This window comes from Cellulosimicrobium funkei, from assembly GCF_900155925.1.
Lineage (GTDB): Bacteria > Actinomycetota > Actinomycetes > Actinomycetales > Cellulomonadaceae > Cellulosimicrobium > Cellulosimicrobium funkei.
In genome coordinates, this window is sequence record NZ_FTMI01000002.1 from 96,277 (window position 1) to 112,409 (window position 16,133).

Annotated in this window: 10 protein-coding genes and 1 pseudogene; 4 read left to right on the forward strand and 7 right to left on the reverse strand. The window is 73.2% G+C overall.

Translation table 11 applies throughout. From position 1 onward, the window contains the following. Window positions 1-23: 23 nt before the first annotated feature. From murJ to BXA05_RS04750, 3 genes and pseudogenes are all read right to left on the reverse strand, one after another. Window positions 24-1,946, reverse strand: a complete 1,923-nt coding sequence (murJ, locus tag BXA05_RS04740; RefSeq protein ID WP_342065158.1) for a murein biosynthesis integral membrane protein MurJ — start codon at window positions 1,944-1,946, stop codon at window positions 24-26. Then, window positions 1,943-4,228 carry a DUF6049 family protein gene (locus BXA05_RS04745; RefSeq protein ID WP_076404166.1) on the reverse strand — a complete coding sequence of 762 codons (2,286 nt, stop codon included), beginning with the start codon at window positions 4,226-4,228 and terminating at the stop codon, window positions 1,943-1,945. Before BXA05_RS04745 ends, murJ begins: the two co-directional genes overlap by 4 nt. A 128-nt stretch (window positions 4,229-4,356) precedes the next feature. Next, window positions 4,357-4,944: pseudogene (locus BXA05_RS04750) on the reverse strand (NUDIX hydrolase); the annotation flags it as partial. A 173-nt stretch (window positions 4,945-5,117) separates the two neighbouring features. On the opposite strand from BXA05_RS04750, the gene BXA05_RS04755 reads away from it, so the two are divergent. Further along, window positions 5,118-6,551 carry a CCA tRNA nucleotidyltransferase gene (locus BXA05_RS04755; RefSeq protein WP_143311093.1) on the forward strand — a complete coding sequence of 478 codons (1,434 nt, stop codon included), beginning with the start codon at window positions 5,118-5,120 and terminating at the stop codon, window positions 6,549-6,551. A 136-nt stretch (window positions 6,552-6,687) separates the two neighbouring features. On the opposite strand, the gene BXA05_RS04760 is transcribed toward BXA05_RS04755, so the two are convergent. The 4 genes from BXA05_RS04760 to BXA05_RS04775 all read right to left on the reverse strand — a co-directional run bounded on the left by BXA05_RS04760 (window position 6,688) and on the right by BXA05_RS04775 (window position 12,050). Then, window positions 6,688-8,265, reverse strand: a complete 1,578-nt coding sequence (locus BXA05_RS04760; RefSeq protein WP_232322668.1) for an MDR family MFS transporter — start codon at window positions 8,263-8,265, stop codon at window positions 6,688-6,690. 326 nt (window positions 8,266-8,591) lie between these two features. Next, window positions 8,592-9,923, reverse strand: coding sequence for an MFS transporter (locus BXA05_RS04765; RefSeq protein ID WP_061268288.1), 1,332 nt, complete (start codon window positions 9,921-9,923; stop codon window positions 8,592-8,594). Between the two features lie 343 nt (window positions 9,924-10,266). Next, window positions 10,267-11,358: an inositol-3-phosphate synthase gene (locus BXA05_RS04770; RefSeq protein WP_074803974.1), complete on the reverse strand. Its 1,092-nt coding sequence runs from the start codon at window positions 11,356-11,358 to the stop codon at window positions 10,267-10,269. Continuing rightward, entirely contained in the window at window positions 11,355-12,050 is a 696-nt protein-coding gene (locus BXA05_RS04775; RefSeq protein ID WP_021482833.1) for a PadR family transcriptional regulator, read from the reverse strand. Before BXA05_RS04775 ends, BXA05_RS04770 begins: the two co-directional genes overlap by 4 nt. Window positions 12,051-12,464: 414 nt before the next feature. Here BXA05_RS04775 and BXA05_RS04780 point away from each other — a divergent pair, with 414 nt between their 5' ends. The 3 genes from BXA05_RS04780 (at window position 12,465) to BXA05_RS04790 (ending at window position 16,032) form a co-directional block, all read left to right on the forward strand. Continuing rightward, window positions 12,465-14,888, forward strand: coding sequence for a penicillin-binding protein (locus BXA05_RS04780; RefSeq protein ID WP_076404167.1), 2,424 nt, complete (start codon window positions 12,465-12,467; stop codon window positions 14,886-14,888). Between the two features lie 153 nt (window positions 14,889-15,041). Next, window positions 15,042-15,332: a 30S ribosomal protein S6 gene (gene rpsF, locus BXA05_RS04785; RefSeq protein ID WP_009863694.1), complete on the forward strand. Its 291-nt coding sequence runs from the start codon at window positions 15,042-15,044 to the stop codon at window positions 15,330-15,332. 154 nt (window positions 15,333-15,486) lie between these two features. Beyond that, window positions 15,487-16,032 (forward strand): single-stranded DNA-binding protein, encoded by a 546-nt coding sequence (locus BXA05_RS04790; protein WP_021481583.1) that lies wholly within the window; start codon window positions 15,487-15,489, stop codon window positions 16,030-16,032. Window positions 16,033-16,133: the final 101 nt, after the last annotated feature.

The window sequence follows — 16,133 nt, forward strand, 5'->3', positions numbered from 1 at the left end:
ACCCGCACGTCAGACGTGTCGCGTCACCGGCGGACGAGGCGTCTGACGCGGCCCACGAGCGGTCCCGCGAGCTGGTCGAGCTCCCGCACGCGCATGAGCTTGAGGCCGCCCGCGTAGACGAGGCCCATCACGGTGCCGCCGACCGCCACGACGACGACCGCCTGCCACCACGAGAGCCCGTAGATCCCGTCGGCGGGGTCGCCCGAGAGCACGACGAAGGCCCGCAGCACGCCCCACCCGGCGACGGCGCTCACGAGCGCGGCGAGGCCGGCCTTGACGTGCAGGCGGAGGATCCGTGCACCGTCGAGCCCGTGGAGGGTGCGCCGCAGGCCGACGGTGCGCAGCCCGACCGCCACGAGGTTGGACAGGCTCATCGCCAGGCCGATGCCCACGACCCACAGCTGGGGCGGGAGGACCTGCGTGCCGACCCACGACACGCCGACGAGCACGAGCGTGCCCGGCACCTGGATCCAGAAGACCGTGCGCCCGTCCTCGAACGCGTAGTAGACCCACTTCATGAGGACCATGCCGCCGAGCGGCACGAGCCCGAGCGCCATGGCGCGCAGCACCATGGACACGGCCTCGCCAGAGGCGGCGTCCACCGAGGGCACGAGCAGCTTGGTGACGGGCAGGGCGAGGACGACGAGGACCGCCGTCGCGAACACCGTGAACACCCCCACGGTGCGGACGCCGCGCGAGAGGTCGTGCCGCACGCGCGCGAGGTCGCCCGCGTGGGCGGCCGCGCTCATGCCCGTGAACAGCGCCGTCGCGATGGAGACGGTCACGAGGGAGTGCGGCAGGAGGTAGATCATCAGCGCCTGCGTGTAGGCCGCGTTGCCCGCGACGGCGAGCGCGTCCGAGAAGGCGTCGGGGGCGCCCGTCACGAGCCCGGTGACGGCGCCCAGGGTCCCGGGGTCGTCGCGGTAGGCCCCGAAGGTCTGCGCGAGCGCCGCACGGGGCGCCTCGCTCGCGAAGCGCGTCGTGAACAGGACGCCGACCTGCTCCAGGAGGACGGCGGCGAAGGTCCACAGTGCCACCTGGCCCGCGGACCGCAGGCCGATGCCGTGGAGGCCGAACCGCAGGTGCCAGCGGAAGCCCGCGCGCCACAGCGGCACGACGAGGATGAGCGCCTGGGCGGCGACGCCGAGCGTCGCGGTGCCTGCGAGGAGCGCGATCTTGGTCCCGTCCCACTGCGTGAGGTCGTCGACGTTCCCGGTCGCCGCGGGGCCGTACAGCGCGATGAACGCCGCGAACCCGGCGATCGACACGACGTTGTTGAGCACGGGCGCCCACATGAACGGGCCGAACTGCCCCCGCGCGTTGAGGACCTGCCCGAGCAGCGTGTACAGGCCGTAGAAGAAGAGCTGGGGCGTGCACCAGAACGCGAACGCGACGGCGAGCGACGTCTGCGGCGCCGTCCAGCCCGGCCCCGTGTACAGCGCGACGAGGATGCTCGAACCGGCCGTGAGCAGCGCGGACAGCGCCAGCAGGATCACGCCCGAGAGCGTGAGCAGCTTGTCGAGCCGTTCCTGCGTGTTGCGCGCGCGGTAGGCGCGCACGATCTGCGGGACGAGGACGGCGTTGAGCACGCCGCCCGCGAGGATCGCGAAGAGGACGTTGGGGATCTTGTTCGCGACGTCGAACGCGTCCGCCACGAGGCCCGTCGTGCCGATCGCGGCGACCAGCAGCACGTTGCGCACGAGGCCCAGGCCGCGAGAGACGAAGGTGCCGGACGCCATGAGCGCCGACGACCGGCCGAGACTCCCCGTACGGGGTGCCGGGGCCTCGGTGGCGCCCGCCTCCGCGGTCTCGTCGGGGGTGCCCGACGCCGCGGGGTCGCCCGGGAGCGCGCCTTCGATCCTGGGGACGGCGTCGCGCGTCGTCCCCGGGCGAGAACCTCGCCCGGCACCCGCGGGACGGACGTGCCGCGGCTGTCCGGGGCTCACTCGACGCGCTCCTCGTCGCGGCGGGGCGGTCCGTCGGGCCCGCTCGGCGCCGCGGCCGGCGGGTCCTGCGGCGACGGCTGGTCGAGCGTGGCGCCGGCCAGACGGCGGGGCGAGCGACCACGACGCACGGTGCGCCAGATGCCGGCGAACAGGGCGATGACGAGCAGGACGGCGACGACGACCGTGCCGACGGACTCCCAGTCGGCCCGCACCCGGACCACGAACTGCTGCGGCTCCGCGACCCGGACCTGGGGCTGCGCGGCGCTGACGAGCTCCACCTCGACGGTGACGTTGCCGCTCCCGAAGCCCTCGACCGGCACCCCGACGCTCGCCTCGGTCGGGACGAGGTCGCCGTCCGCGTCGCGCGTCGCCGCCGGGATCGTCACCGTCGTGCGCTCCGGGGCCCGCAGCCGGGGGTCGTCCGGCCGGAGGACGACCTGGACCGTCGCGTCCTGCGTGAGGGTGCTGCGCACCCGGACCGGCAGGTCCTCCTGCTCGGCGACGAAGAAGAACGACGAGCGCGTCTCCACCGAGAGCCCGCCCCGCACCGCGGCGGACCGCTGCTCGGCCTGCTGGACGGCGAGCGTGCGTGACGGCGGCGCCGCGCGGTAGGCGACGGCCGTCGGCGTGACGAACGCCGGCTCGAGCGGGCGCATGAGTGCCGTCGGGTCCGCCGCGACCGTCGCGAACGCGGCGAGCTCCGCGCGCGACCGGTCGAGGGACCGGAGCTCGGCGGCACCGATCTCGCCGTCGGCGGGCGCGTCCTCGGGCAGCGACGCGCGGTCGACGGCGGGCGGCTCGACCGCGAGGAGCTGGTCCACGGGTGCGAGGTCGACCCAGCCGGAATCGCGCAGCGCGTCGAGCCGCGCCGTGAACAGGCCGGGCTCGGGCTCCCACGACCGGGGCAGGGCCGCGAGGACGTGCCGCTGGTCGGCGGGGCGCTCGCGCGCGATCACGGCCGTCTCGGCGAGCAGGCGCTGCGTCGCGGAGACGCCGGAGCCGTCGCCGGCGGAGAGCAGCGCGGTGAGCACCGGGTCGGCGACGAGCGCCGTGGCCGGTCCCGCGGACGTCGTCACCGTCGCGACGCCCGAGGGCGTGTACGTGAGCGAGTCGGCCGGCGCGAGGCCGCCCGGACCGACGACCGTCGCGGTCGCTCCCGATGCGACGGCGAGCGTCGTGGTCGCGAGGTCGGGGACGGCGTCGGCCGGCCAGGCGAGGTCGGTGCGCCACCCGTTCGTCGGGTCCGGGGGCGCGGGGGTCCCCGTGTCAGCGGCGTCGTCGTCGCCGTCGGTCGTGCCGTCGGCCGTGTCGTCGGCCGGCGTGCCCGACGCCGGGTCGGACGAGGTGCCCGACGACGGCAGCGGCGTCCCCTCGGGCAGCGCGAGGCCCGCGTGCGCGAACGCCGCGACGTCCGGGTCGTAGGCGCGCAGCGCGAACGTGGAGCGCCCGGCGGTCGCCCCGCTCACGGCGTCCGCCCAGGCGTTCACCGCCGGGTCGGCGGCGACGGCAGCGGCCGCGAGCAGCGCCGGGTCGGCGACCCAGCCCACGTCGGACGTCCCGCCCGTCGCGGCGAGCAGGCGGCCGAGCCGTCCCTCGCTCGCCACCGCGGCCGAGAGCGCGTCGTCGTACGCGACCGGGTCGGGGTCGACCGGGGGACCCGTCAGCGCTGCGACCACGCTGAGCCGCACGGGGGAGACGTCGTCCGCCGGGGCCCGGAGCGCGAACGTGCGCTGCACGGCGAGGCGCGTGCCGCCGTCGGACACGGCGACCGCCAGGCCGCGCGGGCCCGGGTCGTTGCCCGTGCCGAGGCCGAGCTCGGCGGCCGGCGCGGAGAGCGTCACGTCGGCGCTCTCCCCGGGTGCGAGCGGCCGCCCGACGTCCTCGGTGGCGACGGTGGTGCCGACACGACCGTCGAGACCGGTCGTCGTCCAGCTCTCGAGCGCGGACCGCGTGCGCAGCGCGCGGCGGTCGACGCCGAGCGTCACCGCGGGGGAGTCGAGCGTCTGCTCCGTCCCGTTCGTCACGCGCGCGGTGACGGTGAGCGTGCTGTCCGGCGCGAGGACGGTCGGTGCGAACGACGTGAGCTCGAGCGTCACCGCGTCCTCGCCCTCCGGGACCGTGTCGGCCGCGGCGGGCGGGGCCGCCGTCGTGCCGCCGAGCAGGACGCCGGCCGCGACGACCAGCACCAGGAGCAGGGTGACGAGCAGCCGTGCGGTCGGACCGCGGAGCGAGGCCGGCGCGGCGCCGGGGGGGCGCGCACCGCTGCGGGAGGAGGGCGTCATGAGTGGTCGGTCGAGCTCCGTGGGGCGGGCGGTGCCGGGCCGCCGCGGCCGTCGTGCGGGTGGCCGTGCGGGCGGACGATCGTCCGGGTCACCCTACTCTCGACCACCCCGTGGAACCGCGTGCGACGGCCCTCAAGGACGCCCTGCGCGACGACGGCGATGCGCCGCTCGTTCGGGTACGCCAGCCGGGCCGGAAGGTCCACGACCGGGATCCAGGCGACGTCCTCGGCCTCGCCGTCCGGGTCGCCCTCGACTGTGAGGTGCCCGCCCGTCGCGCGGAGCAGGAAGTGGTGGACGACCTTGTGCACGCGCCGGTCGTCGCCCGTGAACCAGTAGTCGATGACGCCGAGGGGCTCCTGCACCGCGCCGCGGATGCCCGTCTCCTCCGCGATCTCGCGGACGGCCGCCTGCTCCGGCGTCTCGTCGCCCTCGAGGTGGCCCTTCGGCAGGCACCACTCCAGGCGGCCCCCGCGGTTGCGCCGCGCGATGATCGCCGCGCACGGGTAGCCACCGGCGACGGTGATGACGAGGCCGCCCGCGGAGACCTCGTCGACGACCGGGAGCGGCGCCGGCGCGGGGCCCGGTCGCGAGCGCGGGTCGATGCGGAGGGCGTGGCCGCCCGGCGGGGCCGGGACGGGGGCGGGCTGCCCGCGGCCGTCGCCACGCCCGCCCGCCGGATCCCTCCGGGGGTCGTCGGCGTGCGCGGGGGTGGACATGGGTTCAACTTTACCGAGTGGGCACCCACCTCCCCGGGACCGGCTCCCCGGCGCGGGCGCCGCATCTGGCAGGCTTGGGTGTCGTGCCCCAGCCTTCGTCCCCCTCGCCGTCGCCCCAGCCGACACCGCCCGCGACGCCGCACGCGCTCGAGCTGCAGCGCCGCGCCCTCGCGGTGCTCACCGAGATGGCGCCCGCGGCGATCGAGCTCGGCGAGGCGTTCCGGGCCGCGGGCCACGAGCTCGCGCTCGTCGGGGGACCGGTCCGCGACGCGTTCCTCGGGCGGGCGAGCAACGACCTCGACTTCGCCACCTCCGCGTCGCCCGACGAGACCGAGGCGATCCTCGCGCGGTGGGGCGACGCGCACTGGGACATCGGCAAGGAGTTCGGCACGATCGGCGCGAAGCGCTTCGGGCGCAGCGGCCCCGGTGACGACCTCGTCGTCGAGGTGACGACGTACCGGACGGACGAGTACGACCCGACGTCACGCAAGCCCGTCGTCGCGTTCGGCGACACGCTCGAGGGCGACCTGTCGCGCCGCGACTTCACCGTCAACGCGATGGCCGTGCGGGTGCCGGACATGACGTTCGTCGACCCGTTCGACGGCCTGGGCGACCTCGCCCGCCGCGTCCTGCGCACCCCGATCGCCCCCGAGCAGTCGTTCGACGACGACCCGCTGCGCATGATGCGCGCGGCGCGGTTCGCCGCGCAGCTCGAGTTCGACGTCGACGGCGGGACGCTCGCCGCGCTGGTCCTCATGACCGAGCGCATCGAGATCGTCTCGGCCGAGCGCGTGCGCGACGAGCTGTCGAAGCTGCTGTGCGGCGCCGCGCCGCGGCGCGGGCTCGAGGTCCTCGTGGACACGGGCCTCGCCGACCACGTGCTGCCCGAGCTGCCCGCGCTCAAGCTCGAGATCGACGAGCACCACCGGCACAAGGACGTGTACGAGCACTCGCTCACGGTCCTCGACCAGGCTATCGCGCAGGAGACCGGGCCCGACGGCGCCGTCCCCTCGCCCGACCTCGTGCTCCGCCTCGCGGCGCTCCTGCACGACGTCGGCAAGCCGCCCACGCGCCGGTTCGAGGCCGGGGGCGGCGTGAGCTTCCACCACCACGAGGTGGTCGGCGCCAAGATGGTCGCCAAGCGCCTCAAGGCGCTGCGGTACGACAAGCAGGTGGTCAAGGACGTCGCGCGCCTCGTCGAGCTGCACCTGCGGTTCCACGGCTACGGCGACGGCGCGTGGACCGACTCGGCCGTGCGCCGCTACGTGACCGACGCCGGCCCGCTGCTCGAGCGCCTGCACCGTCTCACGCGCGCCGACTGCACGACCCGCAACCGGCGCAAGGCCCAGCGGCTGCGCGAGTCGTACGACGACCTGGAGCGCCGCATCGCCGACCTCCAGGCGAAGGAGGAGCTCGACGCCGTCCGCCCCGACCTCGACGGGCAGCAGATCATGGAGATCCTCGGGATCCGCCCCGGGCCCGTGGTGGGGAAGGCGTACAAGCACCTGCTGGAGCTGCGCCTCGACCGGGGCCCCGTCGACGAGGAGACGGCGCGCGCGGACCTCCTGCGGTGGTGGGCCGAGCAGCCGGAGTCGTCGGCGTCCTGAGCATGGCGTACCTCCGGGCGCGCGGGTGAGCCCTCGGCGGTGAGAAGGAGCGAAGACACCGAAGGGGTGCCGCTCTCGGGCTGATGAGAGCGGCACCCCTCGCCGTGCTCGCGGGTGCGACGTCGTGCCGGTCGCCTCAGACGTCGTCGGTGGCCAGGGCGGCCTCGACCTTCACGTCCGCGGTACGGGCGTCCGTGGCGCGGGAGTCCCCGGTGCGGGCGTCCTCGACCGGGGCGTCCTGCGTGCCGGGCTGCGCCGGGCCGTGCCCGTGCGCCGGCGGCGCGCTGCGGCGCAGGAGGAACGACAGGCCGACGGCGACCAGCATGACCGCCGTGCCCCAGACGAACGCGTCGCCGACGCCCTCGGCCAGCGCCACCCGGGGCGACGCGCCCGCCTCGCCGTACGCGATCGAGCGCGACGTCATGACGGCGACGAACATCGCGGTCCCGGCGGCACCCGCGAGCTGCTGCACCGTGCCGATCGACGCGGAGCCGTGCGAGTACTGGTGCGGCTCGAGCGACGAGAGCGCCGACGTGAACAGCGGCGTGAACATGAACGCGAGGCCCAGGCTCAGCGTGACGTGCAGCGCCAGGACGAACCACGGCGACGAGTCGGCGTGGATCGTCGTGAAGGCCGCGAGGGCCACCGCGACGACGCTCACGCCCGGGATGACGAGCGGACGCGGTCCCACCCGGTCGTAGAGCCGGCCGACGGTCGGGCCGAGCAGACCCATGAGGAGCCCGCCCGGGAGCACGATGAGCCCGGTCGCGAGCGGCTCGAGGCCCATCGCGTCCTGGAGGAACAGCGGCAGGAGGATGAGCGAGCCGAACATCGCGACCATGCCGACGGCCATGATGCCGAGCGGCACGCTGAACCCGCGGTGCGTGAACACGCGCAGGTCGAGCAGGGCACGGTCCTCGCGCTGGAGGACGATCTGCCGCCACGCGAACGCGGCGAGCGCGAGGACGCCGAGAGCGAGCGGCACGGCCGGCGGGACGACGGGCGTGTGGCGCGCGGCCTCCCCGATGCTCGAGAGCCCGTAGACGAGCCCGCCGAACGCGAACGCCGCGAGGACGAGGGAGAACGGGTCGAGGCGCGAGTGCGTACGGTCTGCGACGTCCCGGATGTACAGGAAGCCGAGGAGGAGCGCGACGAGGCCGATGGGCAGGACGATGCCGAAGACCCACCGCCAGCTCAGGGAGTTGAGGATGAGACCCGAGAGCGACGGACCGAGCGCGGGCGCGGCGGCCATGACGATCGAGATGTTGCCCATGACCTTGCCGCGGATGGCCGGCGGCACGAGCGTCATGATCGTCGTCATGAGCAGCGGCATCATGATGGCCGTGCCCGACGCCTGGACGACGCGCCCGACGAGCAGCCACGCGAAGCCGGGGGAGAGCGCGGCGAGCAGCGTGCCCGCGCTGAACAGCGACATCGCGAGCAGGTAGGCGCCGCGCGTCCCGAGCCGCTGGAGCAGGAACCCGGTCGCCGGGATGACGACGGCCATGGTCAGCATGAACGCCGTCGTGAGCCACTGGCCCGTGCTCGCGGTGATCCCGAGGTCCGCCATGAGCGGCGCGAGCGCCACGCTCATCGTCGTCTCGTTGAGGATCACGACGAACGCCGAGCCGAGCAGCAGCGCGATGACGAGGAAGTCCGCCCGGGGGAGGCGGTCGACGGCGGCCGAGGTGTCGTGGGTGGGGGAGGCTGTCACGGTGTGTCTCCGCTCGCGTCGGTGGCGTCCCGGGCGCAGGGTCGGACCCGGTCGGGGGGCAGGGTGCGCTGCAGGGCAGCGCGACGGTCGCGTGCGGGGGCACGCGACGACGGTGTCGGTTCGGTCGGCGGGGCCACGAGCAGGGTGACCCGACCCGGGACGGCCCGCGCGGCGCTCGCCGCGAGATCCGTACCCTGTACGACCATTCACCATCCTGCGTTATTCCCGCCGACGGTGACGACCTCTTTTCCGCCCCGGACTCATCGGTACGCCGAGGGCAGAAGGAGGCCCGCGCGCGTCGCGCAGGCGGTCGAGGGGACGGCGCGTCAGGCGTGCGGCGTGCGGGGGGACGCCCCGGCGTCGGGCACGACGGCGTCGCCCGGCTCGGACGGCGTGCGAGCGCCCCGCGTCCACAGGACCAGGGCGGCGACGCAGTACGCCACCGCCAGCACGGCGAACACGCCGCGCGACCAGCCCGTGTCCGGGAGGGTGAAGGCCGCGAGAGCCGCCGCGCCCACGAACGCCGCGTTGTAGAGCACGTCGTAGAACGCGAACGCGCGGCCGCGGAACTCGTCGTCCGTGTCGCGCTGGACGATCGTGTCCACCGCGATCTTCGTGCCCTGGGCGGCCAGGCCCAGCAGCGTCGCGCCCGTGAACACCACCGCGCGCGACGGCGTCGTGACGAGCAGGAGCTGGCTCGCCGCCGCGAGCAGCAGCATGATCGCGATCCACACCTGCGGACCGGTGCGGCGCGACAGGAACGGGGTGATGACCGCCGCCGCGGCACCCCCCACGCCGGTGAGCCCCACGACGAGCCCGAACGTCACGAAGCCCGCGTCCTGGTCGCCGGGGCTCAGGAGGTTGCGCGCGATGAGGATCGACGCGATGAACACCACGCCGTAGAGGAAGCGGTGCGTCGCCATCGCGAGCAGCGCCTGCCCCGGCGTGCGGCGCGCGACGAGGTACCGGGCGCCGTCGGCCAGACCGCGCGCGACCCGCGCGATCTCCGAGCGGATCGCGGACTCCGCCGGGCGCTCCGGGCCGAGCTGCGTGCGCCCGAGGCGCAGCGCCAGGAGCGACGCGACGCCGAAGACCAGCGCCGCGCACACGAGCGCCGACGAGTCCTTGACCCGGCCCGGCTCGAACGCGAGCCCGAGCACCACGCCGATCCCGCCCCCGACGAACGCCGCACCCGCGCCGAGCGTCGGCGTGAGGGAGTTCGCCGTGAGGAGCAGCGGGCCGTCGACGACCCGCGGCAGGCCCGCCGAGAGCCCGGCGAGGAGGAAGCGGTTCACGGACAGCGCGGCCAGGCCCAGCGCGTAGATCCAGCCGCTCACCCCGCCCGTCAGCATGAGCACCGCCATGCCGAGCGTGATGACGACGCGCACCGCGTTGCCCCACGCGAGGACCTGACGCCGCTGCCAGCGGTCGAGGAACACCCCGGCGAACGGGCCGACGATCGTGAACGGCGCGAGCATCACCGCGAACGCGCCCGCGATGGCCGCCGCCGTGCCCTGCGACTCGGGGGAGAAGAACAGGAGCGACGCCAGGCCGACCTGGAACATGCCGTCCCCGGCCTGCGACACGAGCCGGACGGCGAACAGCTTGCGGAAGCCGTCCAGACGCAGCAGCGCCCGCAGCTCGGAGATCACACCCACCCGGTCACCCTACGTTCGTCGTCGTGCGGTCGGACATGCGGTTGTCCCCCGTGGGGCGTCGTGCGGCGGGTCGGGGGCCGACGGCGCTGGTCGGGGCCGACGACGCGGGTCGCCCTGGGAGGTCGGGCGGGGAAGCGCGCCGCGTCTACCATCCGCCGCTCGTCCCTCGCGGCTCCCGCCAGGCCCGCCACGACGCGGCGCGCCTCCCCCCTCCCGGTGCCGTCTCACCTCGGGCGCGGCCGCGGCCGACGACGAACCCGGCCGAGCGAGGTAGAGCCCTGGTCCTCCTGCCGGACGACCAGGGCTCTACCTCGGCGGAGCGCTCAGATTTCAGGGCTCCAGGTCAGCGCTCGACCTCACCGGCGATGAAGGCCTCGAGCTGCGCACGGCCCTTCGTGTCCTCCATCTGGACCGGCGGGGACTTCATGAAGTACGTCGAGGCCGAGAGGATCGGGCCGCCGACGCCGCGGTCCTTGGCGATCTTCGCGGCGCGGACGGCGTCGATGATGATGCCGGCGGAGTTGGGGGAGTCCCACACCTCGAGCTTGTACTCCAGGTTCAGCGGGACCTCGCCGAACGCGCGGCCCTCGAGGCGCACGTACGCCCACTTGCGGTCGTCGAGCCACGCGACGTAGTCCGACGGGCCGATGTGGACGTTGCGGTCCTCCGTCTTGCCGCCGAGCGGGCCCTCGAGGTTCGAGGTCACGGCCTGCGTCTTGGAGATCTTCTTGGACTCCAGGCGCTCGCGCTCGAGCATGTTCTTGAAGTCCATGTTGCCGCCGACGTTGAGCTGGTACGTGCGGTCCAGCACGACGCCGCGGTCCTCGAAGAGCTTCGCGAGCACGCGGTGCGTGATCGTCGCGCCGACCTGCGACTTGATGTCGTCGCCGACGATCGGGACGCCGGCCTCCTCGAACTTCGCGGCCCACTCCGGGTCGGACGCGATGAAGACGGGGAGCGCGTTGACGAACGCCACGCCGGCGTCGATCGCGGCCTGCGCGTAGAACTTCGCGGCCTGCTCCGAGCCCACGGGGAGGTAGCAGACGAGCACGTCGACCTGCGCCTCGCGCAGCGCGGCGACGACGTCGACCGGCTCCGCGTCCGACTCCTCGATCGTCTGCGCGTAGTACTTGCCGACGCCGTCGAGGGTCGGGCCGCGCTGGACGGTCACGCCGAGCGGCGGGACGTCGGCGATCTTGATCGTGTTGTTCTCGGAGGCGTTGATGGCCTCCGAGAGGTCGAAGCCGACCTTCTTCGCGTCGACGTCGAACGCCGCCACGAACTCCAGGCTCGACACGTGGTAGTCGCCGAACTGGACGTGCATGAGGCCCGGGACGGTGCTGCTCGGGTCGGCGTCACGGTAGAAGTGCACGCCCTGGACGAGGGACGATGCGCAGTTGCCTACGCCGACGATGGCGACGCGGATGGAGGTCATCCTCGCTCCTTGGTGTTCGTTGTTCCAGGGTCCTCGGGACGCCTCGCGCCGTCGGGCTCCTGCTCGGATGGTTCCGCAGGATGCGGGGTGCTGCTGGACCGCGCGCGGGCGGCGCCCCGGGCGTGCCCGGAGCTCCTGTCGCGCTCGGTGGTGATGAGACCGTCGAGCCAGCGCACCTCGCGCTCGACCTGCTCGAGTCCGTGACGTTGCAGCTCGAGCGTGTACTCGTCGAGCCGCTCGCGCGTGCGAGCCGCGGACTCCCTGACCGCCTCCAGCCTCTCGGTGAGCCGGGTGCGCCGGCCCTCGAGGATGCGGATGCGGGTCTCGGCGTCGGTCTGCGCGAAGAACGCGAACCGGACGTCGAAGCTCTCGTCCTCCCACGCCGCCGGCCCGGAGGAGGCCAGGACGGTCTGGAGGTGCTCCTTGCCCTCGGCCGTCAGCTCGTAGACGATCCGCGCGCGCTTGCCCGAGAGGGCGGGCGCGAGGGTCGACTGCGCGGCCGACTGCTCCGTGCCGGTGATGAGCCCGCGGGCCACCAGCGACTTGAGGGCGGGGTACAGCGAGCCGTAGGACAGCACGCGGAAGGAGCCGAGCATGATGTTGAGCCGCTTGCGCAGCTCGTACCCGTGCAGCGGCGCCTCCTTGAGGAGCCCCAGGATCGCGGTCTCGAGCACAGGTGTCTTGCTCCGCACGATCCCACCTCCTGACGCTCCTCGGCGTAGCCCCGGAGGGACTCGCTGGGATCTGGTTCGACCCGATGTATCGAGTCGATACATCGACAGGTTAGGTCGTCCCGATGTGTCGTGCAATCCTGACCGGACTGTGACACACGTCGCCGGGCATGTGAAGAACCCGCGGAGGCGGCGGGACGCCCGGGCGAATCAATGGCGGACGATCCCGCTCACGGTGCGCTGAACCCTTGTCGGGACAGGGTGACGCCCTATTGTTCAGGGTGGTCCGGCGTGCGCCGACCTCGTGCCCGACGGCGGCCCGCCCCCGAGGCAGGGCCCGTCCCGTCGGTCAGGTGGTCCCCGCACGGCGGCCCACGGGCAGGCCCGCGGTCGACGCGAGCCGGCTCCTCGATGCCCCCCAGAGGAAGGTAGACCGTGGCGCGATCCACGAGGACGAACGGACGGCCGACCCCGCGCGGGCGCCGTCGGTTCTTCAACTACCCACGCTCGCACGTCAAGGGCGTCCGCCGCTGGCTGCCGTCGTGGCGCGTGGTCGTCGGGACCATGCTGACGGGCATCGCGCTCGTCGCGGGCGTCGCCGTCGCCGCGTGGTTCACGACCGAGGTGCCGACGAAGCTGCCGAGCGTGGGGGCCCAGACGTCCACCGTCTACTGGGGTGACGGCACCACGGAGATGGGCAAGTACGCGGTCGAGAACCGCGAGATCGTCGACTACGCGACGTTGCCGCCGTACGTCGGCAACGCCGTCGTCGCCTCCGAGGACCGCACGTTCTGGACGAACTCCGGCGTCGACGTCAAGGGCATCGCGCGCGCCTTCTACAACAACATCAAGGGCGGCGGCCGTCAGGGCGCGTCCACGCTGACGCAGCAGTACGTCGAGCGGTACTACACGGACTCGGTCACGGACTACGCGGGCAAGGCGCGCGAGGCGATCCTCGCCGTCAAGATCACGCAGAAGCAGGACAAGTCGGAGATCCTCGGCAACTACCTCAACACCATCTACTTCGGTCGCGGCGCCTACGGCATCCAGGCGGCGGCGCAGAAGTACTACGGCGTGAACGCCGCCGACCTCACGGTCTCGCAGGCGGCCATGATCGCCGGCATCATCCCCAGCCCCAGCAACTGGGACCCGGCCGTCAACCACGCCCAGGCCGAGGAGCGGTGGAAGCGGACGCTGCGGAACATGGAGGAGGACGGCCACATCACCGCCGCGGAGCGCCAGGCGGCGGTGGACGCGGGCTTCCCCGAGGCGATCCCGTACGTCAAGTCCCAGAAGTACGAGGGGCCCACCGGCTACCTGCTCGGCATGGTCGAGGACGAGCTCGCGAAGAACGACATCTCGTTCGACGCCCTCCAGACCAAGGGCTACAAGGTCACCACGACCATCGACGCGACGATGCAGCAGGCCGCGGTCGACACCGCGAACTCCCTCCCCCAGGAGGCGCGAGGCGACGAGAACCCCGTCTCGCCCAACCTGCGCCCCGCGATCGTGTCGATCGACCCCAACGACGGGTCGATCCGAGCCCTGTACGGGGGTCCCGACTACGTCACCCAGGCGTACAACAACGCGACGCGAGGTGCAGCGCAGGGAGGCTCGACGTTCAAGCCGTTCACCCTCATCGCGGCGCTCGAGGCAGGGCACACGCTCGACGAGCGCTACGACGGCAACTCGCCCAAGACGTTCCCCGACGCCAACAACGGCGAGGACTGGAAGGTCCGGAACTTCGGGGACGTGCCCTACGGTGACATCGACCTGGTCAAGGCGACCGCCAACTCCGTGAACACCGTGTACGCGGCGCTCAACATCGAGACCGGCCCTGAGAAGACGGCGGAGGTCGCCCACCGCCTCGGCATCTCGGACCGCACGGAGGTGCTGGGCAACGCGGCCAACGTCCTCGGCACCGCGACCGTGACGCCGCTGGAGCTCACGAACGCGTACGCGACCATCGCCTCGGGCGGCCTGCGGTCCACCCCGCACATCGTCGCGTCGGTCACGGACTCGCGCGGCAACCTCGTGTACCAGGCGCCGGGTGCCGACAAGCGCACCCAGGAGTTCACCACGGAGACCATGTCGGCCACGCAGTACGCGCTCGCGGAGGTCGTCAAGCAGGGTTCGGGGAAGCCCGCGCAGGAGATCGGGCGGCCCGCCGCCGGCAAGACGGGTACGTCGAACGAGAACAAGTCGGCGTGGTTCGCGGGATTCACCCCCGGGCTCGCGACGGTCGTCGGCCTCTACCAGGTCGGACCGAACGGCGAGGAGGAGCAGATCACGCCGTTCGGGCGCTGGGCCGACATGCGCAACCCCGAGATCACCGGTGGTTCGTGGCCCGTCGAGGCTTGGGCGTCCTACATGCAGGTCGCGGCGGCGAACCTCCCGGAGGGCGAGTTCCTGCCCTACAGCCCGCCGAAGCCGAAGCCGACGGAGACCCCGACGGAGACCCCGACGGAGACCCCGACCGAGGAGGCGCCGCCCGAGGAGCCGGAGGAGCCGCAGCAGCCGGCGAACGTGGCAGTCCCGTCCGTCGTCGGCATGGAGGCTCGCGCCGCGCGCGCCCAGCTCGAGGGCGCCGGCCTCAAGGTGCGGATCACCGAGGAGTTCTCCGACCAGCAGCCCCGGGGCTACGTGATCAGCCAGTCGTCCATGAGCGAGGTCCCGCCGGGGTCGACCATCGCGCTCGTCGTCTCGAAGGGCGCCGACCCGGGCCAGCAACCGCCTCCCGATCCCACGGATCCGGAGAACCCGGACCCGTCGCCCACGGAACCCGGGAACCCGGGCGGGGGAGGGAACGCCGGCGGGGGCAACGGCAACGTCGGCGGCATCATCCCGGGCCGGGGCTGACCTGCCCGTCGGCCGCAGATTTCCTGGCGCCCGCGCCGAGCGGGTACCCTGGGGAGCTGCCGTCCGCCCGTCGGACGGCAGCAGCATGAAGCATGAACCCTCCTGTCACGGAGAGACCGTGACCGCGAAGACCAGAGGAGGTGGGTTATCCGCATGCGTCAGTACGAACTGATGATCATCCTCGACCCCGAGATCGAGGAGCGCACCGTCGCCCCGTCGCTCGACAAGTACCTGTCGGTCATCAAGACCGACGGCGGCTCCGTCGACAAGGTGGACATCTGGGGTCGTCGCCGCCTGGCGTACGACATCAACAAGAAGTCCGAGGGCATCTACGCGGTCGTCGACTTCACGTCGACCTCCGACACCGCCAAGGAGCTGGACCGTCAGCTCGGCCTCAACGAGGTCGTCCTGCGGACCAAGATCCTGCGCACGGACGCTCGCTGATCCTCCCCGTCTCCCCCGTTCGACCGTCCTGCACCGGGATGCTGCACGCCGTAGCGCGTGTGGGCGCCGCGTGGTGGGATGAGCGACGCGAGAACGTTACGAGCGAGGCGCGCGGCGCCGTCGACGACACAGACGACACACGAAGGAGCTGGCCATGGCAGGTGACACCGTCATCACGGTGATCGGGAACCTCACGGGAGACCCGGAGCTGCGTTTCACCCCCTCGGGTGCGGCGGTGGCCAACTTCACGGTGGCGTCCACGCCGCGGACCTTCGACCGCCAGTCGAACGAGTGGAAGGACGGGGACACCCTGTTCATGCGCTGCTCGATCTGGCGCGAGGCCGCGGAGAACGTCGCGGAGTCGCTGACGAAGGGCATGCGCGTCATCGTGCAGGGCCGCCTCGTCCAGCGCTCGTACGAGACCCGCGAGGGGGAGAAGCGCACCGTCGTCGAGCTGCAGGTGGACGAGATCGGTCCTTCCCTGCGCTACGCCTCTGCCAAGGTCACCCGCGCCCAGCGCTCAGGTGGCGGTGGCGGCGGCTTCGGCGGCGGTGGCGGCTACGGAGGTGGCGCCAACTCCGGCGGCGCCTCCGGCGGCGGATTCAGCTCCGGCGGCGGTCAGCAGCAGAGCGACGACCCGTGGGCCACGGCTGGCCCCGCGTCGTCCGGTGGTTCGTTCTCCGACGAGCCCCCGTTCTGATCGTCCGCCACTCCCAGAACACACACCCGTCCCCGCTGGTGCCGCGCCGCTCGTCGGCGCGGTCCACGCGCGGGGATCGCACCTTGTAGAGGAGCAACACC